Source organism: Olsenella sp. An188 (assembly GCF_002160255.1).
GTDB lineage: Bacteria > Actinomycetota > Coriobacteriia > Coriobacteriales > Atopobiaceae > Thermophilibacter > Thermophilibacter avistercoris.
In genome coordinates this window covers 1-13,600 of record NZ_NFKF01000001.1, presented here as the reverse complement: position 1 = coordinate 13,600, position 13,600 = coordinate 1, and the positions used below count along the sequence as shown (strand labels likewise).

Genomic DNA, 13,600 nt, shown 5'->3' with positions numbered 1-13,600 from the left:
TCCGATCGGACGCGGTTTAGCGGATGATCTTGACGCCGGTCTTGTTTGCGATATAGACGGACGCCCTGTTGATCAGGTAGTTGATGAGGATGTAGATGACGGCCACCACCAGGTACATGGAGACGAGCGCGTCGTAGCTCGTGATGAGGACGCGCGCGTTCTGCATGAGGTCGGGGTAGCTCACCACGTAGGCCACCGTCGTGTCCTTGACGACCACCACGAGCTGGGCGATGAGCGAGGGGATCACGTAGCGCACGGCCTGCGGCAGCACGATCTTGAACATCGTCTTGGCCGACGAGAGGCCGATCGACATGGCGGCCTCCACCTGGCCCCTGGGCACGGCGTTGACGCCGGCGCGAAACACCTCCGCGAGCACGCCCGAGGCGGCCAGCGCCACCGGGAGCGTGAGCATCCAGAAGCTCGGCATCTTGAGCCCGAGCTGCGCCGGCACAAAGAAGAAGAAATAGATGAGCAGCAGGCTCGGGACGCCGCGGAAGAAGTCCGTGACCACGCGGCAGAGCGCCGAGAGCGGCCGGACGCCGCTCGTGCGCCCGAGCATCAGCAGCAGGCCCAGGACGAGCGCGATGACGCCCGCCGTGAGCGCCACCTGCACGGTGCCCATGAGGCCCTGGAGCAGGAAGCGCCAGGTGGTCCACTCGAGGAGGAACGACCAGTAGCGCGGCGCGAGCTGGCCGGTGACGTAGAACTGGCGGATGACGGCCGCCACGCCCAGGGCCACGAGCGCCAGCGAGATGACCGTCCCGACGACGATCTTGCGGCGCGTGCGCGGGCCGGGAGCCTCGTAGAGGGCGTCGCGCATGGAGGTCGCGGAGTTTGCTCTGCTCATCGGAGAATCCTCACCCTCCTGTCGATGCGGTTGCCCGCGAGCGAGATGACCAGCGCGGTGCCCACGTAGCCCACGGCAGAGACGAGAAACGCCAGGATGCCGCCCGTGGCGCGCGTGTTGACGTAGGAGACGACGCCCGTGAGCTCCTGCGGGCTGAGCGGCACCTGCGAGCCGAGGGCCGTGGTGAGCATCACGGCGATGAGCAGGTTGGTCATGGGCAGCACCGTGGTCCTGAGCGCCTGCGGGATCACGATGCGGCGCAGGATCTGCCCGAAGGACAGCCCGATGGAGCGCGCCGCCTCAATCTGGCCCACGCCGATGGTGTTGATGCCGCTCATGAAGTTCTCGGAGCCGAAGGCCGAGCCCATGAGGATGGTGGTCACGATGACGCAGGTGCGCCAGTCGAGCACCACGTTCAGGTCAGGCAGGGCGTAGGCGATGATGATGAGCAGGGCGACGCCGGGGATGTTCCTGAAGACCTGCACGTAGAGGTCGCCGACCACGCGCAGCGGCGCGAACGGCGAGACCCGCATGACGGTCACGGCGACGGCGAGCACCATCACGAAGACGAAGGAGACCGCCGTCAGCGACCAGGTGGTGAGCAGTCCGTTCAGGTAGTTCTGCCCGTATGTGCCGAGAAGCTCGGTGAGCCCCATGGAACCTCCTTACGCGTGCGGGGCCCGTCACCTCCTGCGTGAGCGACGGGCCCCGCGTGCGATTCAAGACCGAGAGGCGCCTGCGCTAGGCGCCGATGGCGGGCGGCTCCGGCACGGTGTCGATGCCGGCGCGGTCGCCGATGCAGACCTTCCAGAGGTCGGCCCACATGCCCTCGTCCTCGATGCGCTGCAGCCACGCGTTGACGAACTCGACGCCGTCGGAGTCGTGCGGCAGGCCGATGCCGTAGGGGTCGACGGGGCCGAACTCCTCTCCGGCCAGTCGGTAGCGGCCGGGGTTGCGCGTCATGCTGCCCATCTGCATGGCGGTGTCGATGACGTAGGCGTCCACGCGGCCCTGCTCGAGGGCGCTTCTCGCCTCCTCGTCGGTGGCGAACTCCTGGACGTTGGCGTCCGGCGCGTACTCCTCGAGGATGGAGGGGCCGGTGGAGCCGGACTGCGCGGCCACGTTGCGGCCGGCGAGGTCCTCCACGGAGTTGATGTCCGTGTTGTCGGCCATCACGAGGATGGACTGCTGGGTGGTGTAGTACGGGCCGGCGAAGGAGATAACCTCCTTGCGCTCGTCGTTGATCGAGTAGGTGGCGAAGACGGCGTCCACCTGGTCGTTCTGCAGGACGCTCTCGCGGGTGTTTGAGGTGACCTGCGTGATCTCCTGTGCGTTCTCGTCGCCCAGGATGTAGCGCGTGAGCAGCTGGGAGAGGCCGGCGTCAAAGCCGCGCGTCTTGCCGTCCACCTCGTTGAGCAGCGAGAAGAGCATCGAGGTCTGGACGCCGCCGATGCGCATGGTGCCGGCCTCCTTGACCTTGGTAGCCCACTCGCTGGCGGCGATCTCCTCGTCGGTGGCCACGGCGCCGGTGGCGATGAGCGCGTCATAGGCCTCGGCGTCGAGCTGGGCCTCCTCAGAGGCCTGGTCGTCGGAGCCGGTGGACGGGGCGTCCGCGCCCTCGCCCGAGTCGCAGGCGGCGAGGCCGAAGGTCGCGAGCGCGGCGGCGCCGAAGCCGAGGGCCTGGCGACGGCTGAGCATGAGGTCGTTGATGGACATCCTGCGTTCCTTTCCCTTGGGTTCCGCAGTGCATATTTCTGAAGTCTACCCAACTTTCAGGCGCCTCTATTCATACCGGGGCGCTTGGAAATCAACCGATAACCACGGGACGGCTGGGCGCGGACGCAAAAGGGCGGCCCCGACGCGTGCCGGGACCGCCCGAAGGTGAGCCGAGGTGCCCTGGGAACCTAGCCGAGGAGCTCCTCGACGTCGAGGGCGATCATGTACTCCTCGTTGGTCGGGACCACCAGGACGGTGATGGCGGAGTCGTCCGTGGAGATGACGCGCGGCTCGTCCGAGCGCACGGCGTTCTTCTCGGGATCGATCTTGACGCCCATCCAGGCGAGGCGCTCGGCGACGCCGGCGCGCATCTCGGGGGCGTTCTCGCCGATGCCGGCCGTGAAGGCCATGGTGTCGACGCCCTCCATCGAGGAGGCCATCTCGGCGAAGAGCTGGGCGGTGCGGTAGTAGAACATGTCGAGCGCCATCTGGCAGTTCTCGTCGCCCTTCGCGGCGCCGTCCTCGATGTCGCGGGAGTCGGAGGAGACGCCCGAGACGGCGAGGAGGCCGGACTGCTTGTTCATCATCGTGTCGATGTCGTCGATCGAGTAGCCGCCCACGCGGTTGAGGTAGAAGACCGTGGCGGGGTCGAGGGTGCCGCAGCGCGTGCCCATGATGAGGCCGTCGAGCGGGGTGAGGCCCATCGTGGTGTCCATGCACTGGCCGTCCTCGATGGCGCAGAGGCTGGCGCCGGAGCCGAGGTGGCAGCTCACGAGCTTGTGGGTCTTGTCGCCCATGAGCTCGTGGACGGTGCGCCAGATGAAGCGGTGGCTCGTGCCGTGGGCGCCGTACTTGCGCACGTGGTACTTGTCCACCACGTCACGCGGCAGGGCGTAGCGCCAGGCGCGCTCGGGCATGTTGTAGTGGAAGGCGGTGTCCGGGACGATGACGTTTCCGATCTCGGGGAACATCTCGCGGCAGATCTCGATGACGTCGGCCTCGGCGTAGTTGTGGAGCGGCGCGAGCGGGGCGACCTCGCGGACCCAGCCGAGCGTCTCGTCGGTCACGACGGCAGACTCGGGGAAGTACCAGCCGCCCTGGACCACGCGGTGGCCGATGCCGCCGATGGGCTTGTCGATGGTCTTGAGGATGTCGAAGACGTGGCGGATGGCGGTCTTGTGGTCCGGCAGCGCGACCTCGAGCTTCTGCTTCTCCCCGCCCATCTCCTGGTGGCCGACGAACGAGCCGTCGATGCCGATGCGCTCGCAGTTGCCCTTGGCGTAGACCTCGCGCGTGTCGACGTCGAGGAGCTGGTACTTGAGCGACGAGCTACCAGCATTGATGACCAGAACGTTCATGACTCTCCTCTCGCGGGACTCCCCCGCCCTCCGGATTTCCCAACAACGTTCATATAATACGCCCTCGCGCACCGCGAGTTCGGCGCGGGACGTGTGGGTTTTGTGCGGGAGGGCGAGCGCGTCGGCGGGCGTGCGCCGCGCCTAGGCCGGGATGAGCCCCTCGCCGAGGTCGCGGCCGCCGAGGACGTGCATGTGCAGGTGCATGACCGTCTGCCCGGCGGCGGCGCCCGTGTTCATGATGCAGCGGAACCCCGACTCGGAGACGCCGGTCGCCTCGGCGACGGCGCGCACGGCGCGCTCCATGGAGGCGAGCGTCTCGGCGGGGACGTCGTCGACGAAGTTCTCGTGGTGGGCCTTGGGGACCACGAGGACGTGGACGGGCGCCTGCGGATTGAGGTCCCTGAACGCCACGACGTTGTCGTCCTCGTAGAGGAACTCGCTCGGGATCTCCCCGTTGGCGATCTTGCAGAAGACGCAGTCGGACATGGTCTCTCCCCTCTTCTCGGGTGGCTGGCTTACTCGTTGATGTAGGCGGTGCTCGGCGCGGAGGCGGTGTCGGTCACGGGGGCGTTCTCGTCCGTGGCGTCGAGAAGGACGCGGACACGCTGCTCGGCAGACGCGAGGCGCTCGCGCAGGCTCCTCAGCAGCTCGACGCCGCGGCTATAGCGCTCGAGCGACTCCTCGAGCTCGAGCTCGCCGCCCTCGAGGGAGCGCACGATCTGCTCGAGCTCGACCGAGGCCTCCTTGAAGGTCATCTCGTCGATGGGGCGGTAGGTCGTCTCTGACATGTTTCTCTCCTCTCGGGGCACGTGCCCCAGCTAGACGTTTACGCTCGTGACGCTCGCGCCGAACGACCCCGAGCCGAGCAGCACGGTGACCTCGTCGCCCGCCGAGAGCTCGGCGGCGTCCTTCATCACGTGACCGCGCGCGTCGCGCGCGATGGCGTAGCCGCGGGAGAGCACCGAGAGCGGCGAGAGCGCGTCGAGCGACGCGGCGAGGCGTGCGAGCGTGGCCTCGGCGGGACGGGTGAGGCGCGCGGAGACCTCCACAAGGCGCCTCCCGGAGCGCTCCACTCCCTCGCGGTCGCGCGAGAGGGCGCGTGGGATGGCGTCGTGGAGCCGCTCCTCGGTCTGCGCGAGGTCCGCGGCGCGGTCGCGCACGGGGGCGAGCGGGTCGGTGAGGCAGCGCCGGGCCGCGAAGCCGTCGAGCGCCACGCGGCGGCGCGCGAGCTCGCCCTCGGCCGAGGCGGCCATCACGCGCCCGAGGGCGTCTGCCCTCTGGCGCCGCACCTCGATCGCCGCGGACATGGCGCGACCGAGCCTGACCTGGCGCTGGAGCATCTGCCGCTCCACCTCGTCGATGGCGGGGGCGACCGACTCGGCGGCGGCCGTCGGGGTCGAGGCGCGCCGGTCCGCCACCATGTCGGCGATCGTGGTGTCGGGCTCGTGGCCGATCCCGGTGACCACCGGGACCTCGCAGCCGGCGATGGCGCGCGCCACGGACTCGTCGTTGAAGCACATGAGGTCCTCGAACGAGCCGCCCCCGCGCACGAGCAGTATCGCGTCGGGGTGGGACGAGGCGGCGGTGCCGAGGGCCCGGACGATGGTGGCCGGGGCGTCCGCGCCCTGCACCGAGCAGCCGACCACGTCGATCTCCACGAGGGGGTTCCTGCGGGCGAGCGTGCGCTTGACGTCCTCGATGACCGAGCCGGAGAGCGACGTCACCACGCAGACGCGCGAGCAGAACACCGGGACGCGCCTCTTGCGCTCGTCCGCCATGAGGCCCTCGCGCTCGAGGCGCCGCGCGAGCTCCGCGACCTGCTGGCGCAGGAGCCCCTCGCCCGCCGCCTCGACCTTGCTCGCCACGAAGGAGAGCTTGCCGGACGCCTTGTAGACGTCGAACTTGCCCGTGAGCTGGACCGAGAGCCCGTCGCGCAGCTCGAAGCCCATCTTCGCCGCGGTGCCGCGCCACACGATGACGCTCATCGAGGCGCCGTCGTCCTTCACCTCGAAGTAGCAGTGGCCCGAGCGGGCGTTGGGGCCGCGGAACCCGGAGACCTCGCCGTTGACCACGAGCGTGGGCCACGCGGAGACGGCGCCCTTGGCGAGCGCCACCGCGTCGGTGACGGAGAGGGGCGCGGCGCCCTTCTCGGCAGCCATTACTCGTTGCCCCGGTTTCCGTAGCGCCCGAGCAGGTAGACGAGCTGGATGATCGAGGTGAGGGCACCGGCGACGTAGGTGAGGGCGGCGGCGGTGAGCACCGAGCGGGCGCCCTTCTCGTCGAGGCCCGCGCCGTGCGCGGAGAGGTAGGCGACGGCGCGCCGGGAGGCGTCTATCTCCACGGGAAGCGTCACGAGCTGGAAGACCACGGCGACCCCGAACAGCGCGATGGCGAGCTGCACGAGCCCGAAGGCGTTGAGCAGGAGGCCGAGCACCAGGACGACCACCCAGAACTGCTGGGCGAGGTTGACCGCCGGCACGAGTGCGGAGCGCAGGCGGTAGAGCCCGAAGCCCTGCGCCGCCTGGATGGCGTGACCGGCCTCGTGGCAGGCCACGGCGACCGAGGCGACCGAGGCCCCGCGGTAGTTGTCGTCGGAGAGGTGCAGGCGGTTGTCCCGCGGGTCGTAGTGGTCGGTCAGGCTCCCCGGGGTGCGCGTGATCCCCACGGCCGAGGCGCCGCCGTCGGCGAGCATGCGCCGGGCGACGTCGGCCCCGGTGCCCGGGATGTGGGCGTCCACCTGGGACCACTTGCGGTAGGTGCTCTTGATGTAGGCCTGGGCGGCCCCGCCGATGACGAGGGCGACGAGGGCGACCAGCAGGTAGCCCATGTCGATCCCGTACCCGAAACCGTATCCGTAGAAGTGCAGCGGCATCGTCTCTCCAATCGTAGGCTTGAGGTCCATTCTACCCACCGGCCGGACGATAATTCGCCGCGCGAGGGAGGCACCGGCGCGCTACTCGGGGTAGGCGATCACGTCGGAGTGGCCGAAGCGGGAGGAGCCGTCGTCGGCGGTCCCGTAGGGGCTCATCGCGTCGACCACGATGCGCACCGCCGCGGGGAGGACGCGCGCCTCGTAGGAGCGCACCGTGCCGGGCAGGGCCTCCCCGTCGACCTCGATGGGCACAGGCTCGGAGCACTCGACGCGGACCTCGCGGCCCTTGAAGCTCTCGAGGTGGGGCCTGCCTATCGCCTTGCCGCTCCGGTCCACCAGCCCGAAGGCGAGCGGCTTGAGCAGCTGCGCCGCGCCCGAGGTCTCGACCACGATGACGTCGAGGAGCCCGTCGTCCATGCGGCAGTCGGGGACGATCTGGATGTCCCCCTGCATCATCGCGTTGTTGGCGACGAGGCACGCGATCCCCTCGCGCTCGAGGGTCCGCCCGTCCACGGTGATCGAGAAGCGCTCGACGGCCGGCCGCGGGTTGGCGAGGGCGGCCGCGAAGTAGGCTGCCTGCCCCATGACGGCCTTGTTGGGCAGCGCCGCCTGCATGAGCTGGGCGTCGAAGCCGGTGCCGGACATGAGCGCGAAGCCACGGACGTGACGCTCGCCGCCCTCCCCCTCCCAGGAGATCTCGCACAGGTCGACCGGCGCCGTCTTGCCGACGCGGCAGGCGCGGGCGAGCGCGGAGGGCTCGGGGGCGTTGCCGATGTTGGCGCACAGGAGGTTGGCGGTGCCGGAGGGGAAGACGCACGCCGGGACGTCACGGCCGCGCAGGGCGTAGAGCAGCGAGGCGACCGTCCCGTCTCCCCCCGAGGCCACGACCATGTCGAACGACTCGGCGTCGGAGCACGCCCGGTCCGCCGCGAAGTCGTCCTCGAGCATGCGCATCACGCACTCGTCCCCGGCGCTGACAAGCGCGCGCACGAACTGGAAGATGGCGTCCGACCCAAAGCCGGACTTTGGATTGTGGATGACGAGCGTGCGCACGGCTCTCCTCCCCAAGAAGCGACGTGGCGTTTCTGTATCATGGTGGGGCCGTCGGCGCACGACCGACGCCCCGTTCCACCAAGTGTACCCAAACCTCGCACGGGAGAATCGAGCGCCCTTGTACCTTTCGACCCAAGAAGAGCTCGCCGCGTTCTGCGAGCGCGCCGCCACCGCCAAGGTCATCGCCGTGGACACGGAGTTTCTCCGCGAGAAGACCTACTACCCGCGGCTCTGCCTCGTCCAGGTGGCCGCGGCGGGAGAGACCGCCGCGATCGACCCCATCCTCATCGAGGACCTCTCCCCCCTCGCGGCGCTACTCGGGGACGAGACCGTGACGAAGGTCTTCCACGCCTGCACGCAGGACCTCGAGGTCCTTCTCGACGGCATGGGCGTGGCGTGCGCGCCGGTCTTTGACACCCAGCTCGCCGCGGCGTTTCTTGGCATGCGCCAGCAGGTGAGCTACGGCTCGCTCGTGGAGGCGTACTGCGGCGTCCACCTGCCCAAGGCGGAGTCGCTCACCGACTGGTCGCGCCGGCCGCTCGACCCCGAGCAGCTCGCCTACGCCGAGGACGACGTACGCTACCTGCCCGGCATCTACGAGCGCATGATGGCCCAGCTCGTCGAGAGGGACCGCCTCTCGTGGGTCGCCCCCGAGATGGAGGAGCTCGCCGACCTCTCGCGCATCCGCCGCGCCCCCGAGGAGGCGTACCTGCGCCTGCGCCGCGCGGGCTCGCTGACGCGCCGCCAGCTCGCGATCGCGCGCGAGGTCTGCGCCTGGCGCGAGCGCAGCGCGGCGGAGCGCGACCTCCCGCGCAAGTGGGTGGCGTCCGACGAGGTCGTGGTCGAGGTCTGCAAGCGGGCCCCCTCGACCATGGAGCGCCTGCGCCGCATCCGCGGGACCGACCAGATATCGGAGCGCGAGGGCCGGTCGCTGATCGAGGCGGTGGCCCGCGGCCTCGCCTGCCCCGCCGAGCTCTGCCCCAAGGTGTCGCGCCACCTGCGCCCCTCCCCCGAGACCGAGGGCGTCGTCGACCTCATGTACGCCGTGCTGCGGCTCGTCTCCGAGAGAAGCGGCGTCGCCACCCAGCTCATCGCCACCCGAGACGACCTCCTCGAGTTCCTCCAGGACCGCGGGGCGTCGCGACTCTCGGGCGGCTGGCGCTGGGAGCTCGCGGGCGCCACGCTCGACAGGCTACTCTCCGGCGAGGTCGGCCTCACCGTCAAGGAGGGCCGCATCGAGCTGCTCTAGCGCGACCGGCCCGGGACGGGGCCGCGCTCACGCCACGGCGCCCACGAGCGCGTAGGCGACCATCCCCACGAGCGCGCACCAGACGAGCGAGCCAGTCCTTCTCGCCACCACCACGACGAGCGCGGCGGCGAGAAGCGCCGGCCACGAGGGTCCCGCGGCGGGGTCGAAGAGGTCGTTGGCCACGAGCGCGGCGAAGGCGGCCGGCGGGATGAGGCCGAGCGCCTCGCTCACGCGCGGCGAGAGCTCGCGGCCCTTGAGGGCGAGCAGGGGGACGCAGCGGCACGCGAGGATGACCGCGAGCACGCAGACGTAGAAGACGGCAAAGTCGGTCCCGCTCACCGCGGCGCCCCCTCCCCCCGGCCGAGCGCGCCGGCCGCCATCCCGGCGCCCACGCCGACGAGAGCGCCGAGCAGCACCGCGAGCGAGCCGGCGCCGAGCGCCTTGAGCGCGACGACGGCGACGGCCGAGCAGGCGGCCACGACGACGGTGACGCGCGCCCACCGCTGCCCCACGAGCAGGCAGATGAATATCGACGTCATGGCGAACGACATGATCGCCGTGGGGATGGCGAGCGCCGGCCCGACCGCGGCGCCGAGCGCGTTGGCGGCCGCCCACGAGAGCATGCTCGCCACGTTGACGAGAGTCGCGCGCACGGGCGTCCAGGAGTCGTCGGAAGCGAGGCGCGAGAGGTTCACGCCGAAGCTCTCGTCGGTCACCGTCGCCGCGAAGAGCGCCGCGAGCGGGCGCGGCGCCCGGGAGAGGTAGGGCGAGAGGGCAGCGGAGTAGAGCAGCTGGCGGCAGCTCACCAGGGCGACGCTCGCCACCATCGAGGCGACCGGCGTGCCCGCGAGCGCGAGCGACGCCATCATGAACTGGCCCGCCCCCGAGTAGAACGTCGCGGAGAGGAGGAACGCCACGGCGGGCGAGAGCCCCACCTCGGCAGACATGACGCCGCAGGGTATGCCTATCGCGACGTATCCGAGCATGACGGGCAGGGCCGCGGAGAGGGCGGCACGCACGTCGGCGTGCGAGGGCAAGGCTACCCCTCGAGGTCCGCCGGGAAGCGCACGCCCACCTGGCGGCGAATCTCGTCCATCACGGCGAGGGAGTCGAGCGTCACGCGCTCCCAGCGGTCGCGGGCGGCGAGGGCGGCCTCGTCCCCGCGGACGGCGGCCGTGAAGTCGTCGATCTCGCAGACCATGTCGTTGTCGGGCACCTCGACCTCGATCGGACGCGTCTGCGCCTGCTCCATGCGAAAGATCAGGCCCTTGTCCTCGTGCTCGTGGACGCGGGGGTTGACCGGGCAGGACGTCTGGTCCCAGAGCAGCGTCGCGCGCTCGCCCTCCACCTGGGAGGGAAGCACGTCGTCGCTCATCTTGCCGTACGAGAGGCTCACGATCTTGTCGCCGTAGCCGAGCAGGGCCTCGCCCGCGAGGTCGCAGGTGGAGCAGGGGTCGCCCTCGGCGCAGCCGGGCACCGCGGAGGTCACGGCCAGGGCGCGCACGGTCTCGGGGCGCCCGAAGAGCGCCACGGCGGGCTCGACGCAGTAGACGCCGATGTCCATGAGGGCGCCGCCGGCCAGGGCGGGGTCGAACACGTTCAGGCGCTCCCCGGCGCGCAGACGCGCCATGCGCGAGGTCACCTTGGAGAAGCGCAGCGTGGCGAGGCGCACCGCGCCGAGCTCGGAGCCCACCGCCCGTTCGATCGCCGCGAAGGTCGGGACGTGGAGGTTGCGCATCGCCTCGAGGACGACGACGCCAGCCTCGCGCGCGGCGTCGAAGACGTCGCGGGCCTCGCGCTCGTTGGAGGCGAGCGCCTTCTCGACGAGGACGTGCTTGCCGCCCGCGATCATGGCGAGGGCCTGTGGGGCGTGCGCGCCGTTGGGGCTCGCGATGTAGACGGCGTCGACCTCGTCCGAGGCGGCGAGCTCGGAGAGGTCGTCGAAGAAGAGGCGCGCGCCGTACTTCTCGCCGAACGCGCGGGCACGGGCGGCGTCGCGCGAGTACGCGGCCACGTACTCGACCCCGGACGCCTCCGGGAGCGCCTCGAGGAATCGCTCGCAGATCCCGCTCGTGCCGATGGTCGCAAACCTGACAGTGTCCATTGCCTCCCCTTTCGTCGTCGCTGGCACGATTCTACACAATGCTTTTCTCGTGCGCCCGCCCGCGGAGCTGGTATGGTTTTCTGCGGACGAAAAGATGGGAGTGGACGTGTACTCATTCGATTCCCGCATCCGCTACAGCGAGTGTGACGAGACGGGGCGCCTCTCGCCCCTCTCCATGATGAACTACCTCCAGGACTGCTCGACGTTCCAGTCGCAGGAGCTCGGCATCGGCATCGAGGGGCTCACCGGGCAGGGCCTCGCGTGGGTGCTCGCCAGCTGGACCATCGAGGTCGACGAGCTCCCGCCCTTCGGCACGGACGTCACGGTCTCGACCTGGTGCTACGCGATGACGCGGGCGCACGCGCTGCGCTGCTTCCAGATCGCCGGCGCGCACGGGCGGCCGATCGTGCGCGCCGACTCCCAGTGGTTCGTCTTCGACGTCGAGCGGCGGCGCGCCACGCGCGTGCCCGAGAGCCAGCTCGTCTACGTCGGCGACGAGCGTCGCCTGGACATGGCCCCGCTCGCGCGCCGCATACGCGTCGAGGGGCCTGGCCGCGCCGCGCCCGAGCACGTGGTCGCCCACGCGGACCTCGACACCAACCACCACGTCAACAACGCCCGCTACGTCCGCATCGCCCTCGACGCGCTCGAGGCGCTCGGGTGCGAGGCCCCCGCCGTCCCGCTCACGCTCCAGGTCCAGTACCGGTCCATGGCGCTTCTCGGCGACGTCGTGCGCCCGCGCGTCCACCCCTGCGCGGGCGGCTGGGACGTCGACCTCGCCGACGCGGCGGGGAGCACCTACGCGGTCGTCAGAATCCAGGCACGACAGGAGGGACAGCAATGAGCGTTCACGTAGCCGCCGCCATCATCCACCGCGACGGGCGCGTCCTTGCGGCGAGAAGGGCCGGCGGGGAGCAGGGCGGCCTCTGGGAGCTGCCCGGGGGCAAGGTCGAGCAGGGCGAGACCGCACAGGCGGCGCTTCGGCGCGAGGTCCGCGAGGAGCTCGGCTGCGAGCTGGGCGCGGCGTGGCCCTACGACACGGTGGAGTTCGACTACCCCAGCTTCCACCTGGTCATGGACTGCTTCGTCTGCACCCTCGCCGAGGGGGCGACGCCCGCGCCCGACCCGGCCGTCCACTCGGAGCTCCGCTGGGTCGCGCGCGACGAGCTCGAGGCGCTCGAGTGGCTCCCCGCCGACGTGGCGCTCGCGCAGACGCTCGCCTACTACTGGGACGAGACCTTCGAGGACCAGCTCCTCTAGGCGCGCGAGCGCGCCTGCTAAGATGGAGCCCAGACGAGAGGAGACCCCATGACCACCGACGAGAGGGACGCGAACGCCCCCGAGGAGCACGTCATCGAGAGCGCGAGCGCCACGACGAGCCGCGACAACGCAAACTCCGGCAACGCCGCCTACGTCATATTCGGCGTGGTGGTGGCCGTCCTCTTCCTCCTGCTCTTCGGCGTGTCGAGCTGCACCTCCGCGCTCGGCGACGCCACCGCGCGCGGCCTCGGGGACGCCGTGTCGGGCTGGGAGTGGGAGTATCGCCTGGAGTGGGGCGACGAGCCCCGGGGCAACGACGGCATGGACGGCCTCGAGGACCTCTACTACTACGACGACCTCTACGGCAGCGGCCTCGACGGCCGCCTCGACGCGTAGGCGGGAGGAACGCATGAGCAAGGCAGACGACCTCTTCATCTCCATGTGCGCCGACATCATCGAGCGCGGCACCACCACGGAGGGCCAGAAGGTCCGCCCGCGCTGGGAGGACGGGACCCCGGCCTACACGATCAAGCGCTTCGGCGTGGTGAACCGCTACGACCTGCGCGAGGAGTTCCCCGCCCTCACGCTGCGCCGCACGGCGCTCAAGTCCGCGATGGACGAGGTGCTCTGGATCTACCAGCGCAAGTCCAACAACGTGCACGACCTCAAGCCCCACATCTGGGACGAGTGGGCGGACGAGACGGGCTCGATCGGCAAGGCCTACGGCTACCAGGTGGGCCAGGTCACCCACTACGCGGACGGCGACTTCGACCAGATGGACCGCGTCCTGCACGACCTGCGCGTGAACCCCTACTCGCGCCGCATCATGACCAACCTCTACAACTTTGCCGACCTGCCCGAGATGAACCTCTACCCCTGCGCCTACAACGCCATCTACAACGTGACGCAGGAGCCGGGCGAGGCGCGCCCCACGCTCAACATGGTGCTCGTCCAGCGCAGCCAGGACGTGCTGGCCGCCAACAACTGGAACGTCTGCCAGTACGCGATCCTGCTCATGATGGTGGCCCAGGTGAGCGGCATGAGGGCCGGCGAGCTCGTGCACATGATCGCCGACGCGCACATCTACGACCGCCACGTCGACGTGGTCCGCGAGCTCATCTCCCGCCCGACCCACCCCGCC

At 70.3% G+C, this 13,600-nt stretch carries 17 protein-coding genes; 5 read left to right on the top strand and 12 right to left on the bottom strand.

The annotated features are described in order from the left end of the window. Positions 1 to 16: 16 nt before the first annotated feature. The 9 genes from B5F23_RS00085 to B5F23_RS00045 form a co-directional block, all read right to left on the bottom strand. Positions 17 to 847 (bottom strand): amino acid ABC transporter permease, encoded by an 831-nt coding sequence (locus B5F23_RS00085; RefSeq protein ID WP_087350079.1) that lies wholly within the window; start codon positions 845 to 847, stop codon positions 17 to 19. Then, positions 844 to 1,503, bottom strand: a complete 660-nt coding sequence (locus tag B5F23_RS00080) for an amino acid ABC transporter permease (protein WP_087350076.1) — start codon at positions 1,501 to 1,503, stop codon at positions 844 to 846. The genes B5F23_RS00085 and B5F23_RS00080 overlap by 4 nt, the downstream gene beginning before the upstream one ends. Positions 1,504 to 1,588: 85 nt before the next feature. Then, entirely contained in the window at positions 1,589 to 2,563 is a 975-nt protein-coding gene (locus tag B5F23_RS00075; protein ID WP_087350073.1) for a glutamate ABC transporter substrate-binding protein, read from the bottom strand. A gap of 188 nt (positions 2,564 to 2,751) precedes the next feature. Beyond that, positions 2,752 to 3,921, bottom strand: coding sequence for an acetate/propionate family kinase (locus B5F23_RS00070; RefSeq protein WP_087350070.1), 1,170 nt, complete (start codon positions 3,919 to 3,921; stop codon positions 2,752 to 2,754). Between the two features lie 141 nt (positions 3,922 to 4,062). Then, the gene (locus tag B5F23_RS00065; protein ID WP_087350068.1) at positions 4,063 to 4,407 is read right to left on the bottom strand and encodes a histidine triad nucleotide-binding protein; all 345 of its coding nucleotides are present in this window, start codon (positions 4,405 to 4,407) and stop codon (positions 4,063 to 4,065) included. A 29-nt stretch (positions 4,408 to 4,436) separates the two neighbouring features. Then, the gene (xseB, locus tag B5F23_RS00060) at positions 4,437 to 4,709 is read right to left on the bottom strand and encodes an exodeoxyribonuclease VII small subunit (RefSeq protein ID WP_087350065.1); all 273 of its coding nucleotides are present in this window, start codon (positions 4,707 to 4,709) and stop codon (positions 4,437 to 4,439) included. A gap of 30 nt (positions 4,710 to 4,739) precedes the next feature. Then, complete coding sequence (gene xseA, locus B5F23_RS00055) at positions 4,740 to 6,080, bottom strand: exodeoxyribonuclease VII large subunit (RefSeq protein WP_087350062.1); 1,341 nt, start codon at positions 6,078 to 6,080, stop codon at positions 4,740 to 4,742. Then, positions 6,080 to 6,793 carry a zinc metallopeptidase gene (locus B5F23_RS00050; RefSeq protein ID WP_087350059.1) on the bottom strand — a complete coding sequence of 238 codons (714 nt, stop codon included), beginning with the start codon at positions 6,791 to 6,793 and terminating at the stop codon, positions 6,080 to 6,082. The genes xseA and B5F23_RS00050 overlap by 1 nt, the downstream gene beginning before the upstream one ends. A gap of 81 nt (positions 6,794 to 6,874) precedes the next feature. Further along, positions 6,875 to 7,846 carry a diacylglycerol/lipid kinase family protein gene (locus B5F23_RS00045; RefSeq protein WP_087350056.1) on the bottom strand — a complete coding sequence of 324 codons (972 nt, stop codon included), beginning with the start codon at positions 7,844 to 7,846 and terminating at the stop codon, positions 6,875 to 6,877. Positions 7,847 to 7,964: 118 nt separating this feature from the next. On the opposite strand from B5F23_RS00045, the gene rnd reads away from it, so the two are divergent. Then, positions 7,965 to 9,095, top strand: coding sequence for a ribonuclease D (gene rnd, locus B5F23_RS00040; protein WP_087350053.1), 1,131 nt, complete (start codon positions 7,965 to 7,967; stop codon positions 9,093 to 9,095). A 27-nt stretch (positions 9,096 to 9,122) separates the two neighbouring features. Here the strand turns inward: rnd and B5F23_RS00035 are convergent, their stop codons facing one another. Genes B5F23_RS00035 through B5F23_RS00025 form a run of 3 tightly spaced genes read right to left on the bottom strand, consistent with a single transcriptional unit; the run spans position 9,123 to position 11,199 of the window. Further along, the gene (locus tag B5F23_RS00035; RefSeq protein ID WP_087350050.1) at positions 9,123 to 9,434 is read right to left on the bottom strand and encodes an AzlD domain-containing protein; all 312 of its coding nucleotides are present in this window, start codon (positions 9,432 to 9,434) and stop codon (positions 9,123 to 9,125) included. Beyond that, positions 9,431 to 10,132 (bottom strand): AzlC family ABC transporter permease, encoded by a 702-nt coding sequence (locus tag B5F23_RS10010; protein ID WP_275083127.1) that lies wholly within the window; start codon positions 10,130 to 10,132, stop codon positions 9,431 to 9,433. The genes B5F23_RS00035 and B5F23_RS10010 overlap by 4 nt, the downstream gene beginning before the upstream one ends. A gap of 2 nt (positions 10,133 to 10,134) precedes the next feature. Continuing rightward, positions 10,135 to 11,199 (bottom strand): Gfo/Idh/MocA family protein, encoded by a 1,065-nt coding sequence (locus B5F23_RS00025; protein WP_087350045.1) that lies wholly within the window; start codon positions 11,197 to 11,199, stop codon positions 10,135 to 10,137. 106 nt (positions 11,200 to 11,305) lie between these two features. Here B5F23_RS00025 and B5F23_RS00020 point away from each other — a divergent pair, with 106 nt between their 5' ends. The 4 genes from B5F23_RS00020 to B5F23_RS00005 all read left to right on the top strand — a co-directional run. Continuing rightward, the gene (locus B5F23_RS00020; RefSeq protein WP_087351310.1) at positions 11,306 to 12,043 is read left to right on the top strand and encodes an acyl-[acyl-carrier-protein] thioesterase; all 738 of its coding nucleotides are present in this window, start codon (positions 11,306 to 11,308) and stop codon (positions 12,041 to 12,043) included. Next, positions 12,040 to 12,459, top strand: a complete 420-nt coding sequence (locus B5F23_RS00015) for a (deoxy)nucleoside triphosphate pyrophosphohydrolase (RefSeq protein ID WP_087350043.1) — start codon at positions 12,040 to 12,042, stop codon at positions 12,457 to 12,459. Before B5F23_RS00020 ends, B5F23_RS00015 begins: the two co-directional genes overlap by 4 nt. A 48-nt stretch (positions 12,460 to 12,507) precedes the next feature. Next, positions 12,508 to 12,855 carry a hypothetical protein gene (locus B5F23_RS00010; protein ID WP_087350039.1) on the top strand — a complete coding sequence of 116 codons (348 nt, stop codon included), beginning with the start codon at positions 12,508 to 12,510 and terminating at the stop codon, positions 12,853 to 12,855. Between the two features lie 13 nt (positions 12,856 to 12,868). Then, positions 12,869 to 13,600, top strand: a 732-nt coding sequence (locus B5F23_RS00005; RefSeq protein ID WP_087350036.1) for a thymidylate synthase, incomplete at its 3' end; no start/stop codon positions are given.

Coding starts and splice junctions, on each gene's coding strand:
- B5F23_RS00085 (WP_087350079.1), bottom strand. CDS start 847: ATGAGCAGAGCAAACTCCGCGACCTCCATGCGCGACGCCCTCTACGAG.
- B5F23_RS00080 (WP_087350076.1), bottom strand. CDS start 1,503: ATGGGGCTCACCGAGCTTCTCGGCACATACGGGCAGAACTACCTGAAC.
- B5F23_RS00075 (WP_087350073.1), bottom strand. CDS start 2,563: ATGTCCATCAACGACCTCATGCTCAGCCGTCGCCAGGCCCTCGGCTTC.
- B5F23_RS00070 (WP_087350070.1), bottom strand. CDS start 3,921: ATGAACGTTCTGGTCATCAATGCTGGTAGCTCGTCGCTCAAGTACCAG.
- B5F23_RS00065 (WP_087350068.1), bottom strand. CDS start 4,407: ATGTCCGACTGCGTCTTCTGCAAGATCGCCAACGGGGAGATCCCGAGC.
- xseB (WP_087350065.1), bottom strand. CDS start 4,709: ATGTCAGAGACGACCTACCGCCCCATCGACGAGATGACCTTCAAGGAG.
- xseA (WP_087350062.1), bottom strand. CDS start 6,080: ATGGCTGCCGAGAAGGGCGCCGCGCCCCTCTCCGTCACCGACGCGGTG.
- B5F23_RS00050 (WP_087350059.1), bottom strand. CDS start 6,793: ATGCCGCTGCACTTCTACGGATACGGTTTCGGGTACGGGATCGACATG.
- B5F23_RS00025 (WP_087350045.1), bottom strand. CDS start 11,199: ATGGACACTGTCAGGTTTGCGACCATCGGCACGAGCGGGATCTGCGAG.
- B5F23_RS00015 (WP_087350043.1), top strand. CDS start 12,040: ATGAGCGTTCACGTAGCCGCCGCCATCATCCACCGCGACGGGCGCGTC.
- B5F23_RS00010 (WP_087350039.1), top strand. CDS start 12,508: ATGACCACCGACGAGAGGGACGCGAACGCCCCCGAGGAGCACGTCATC.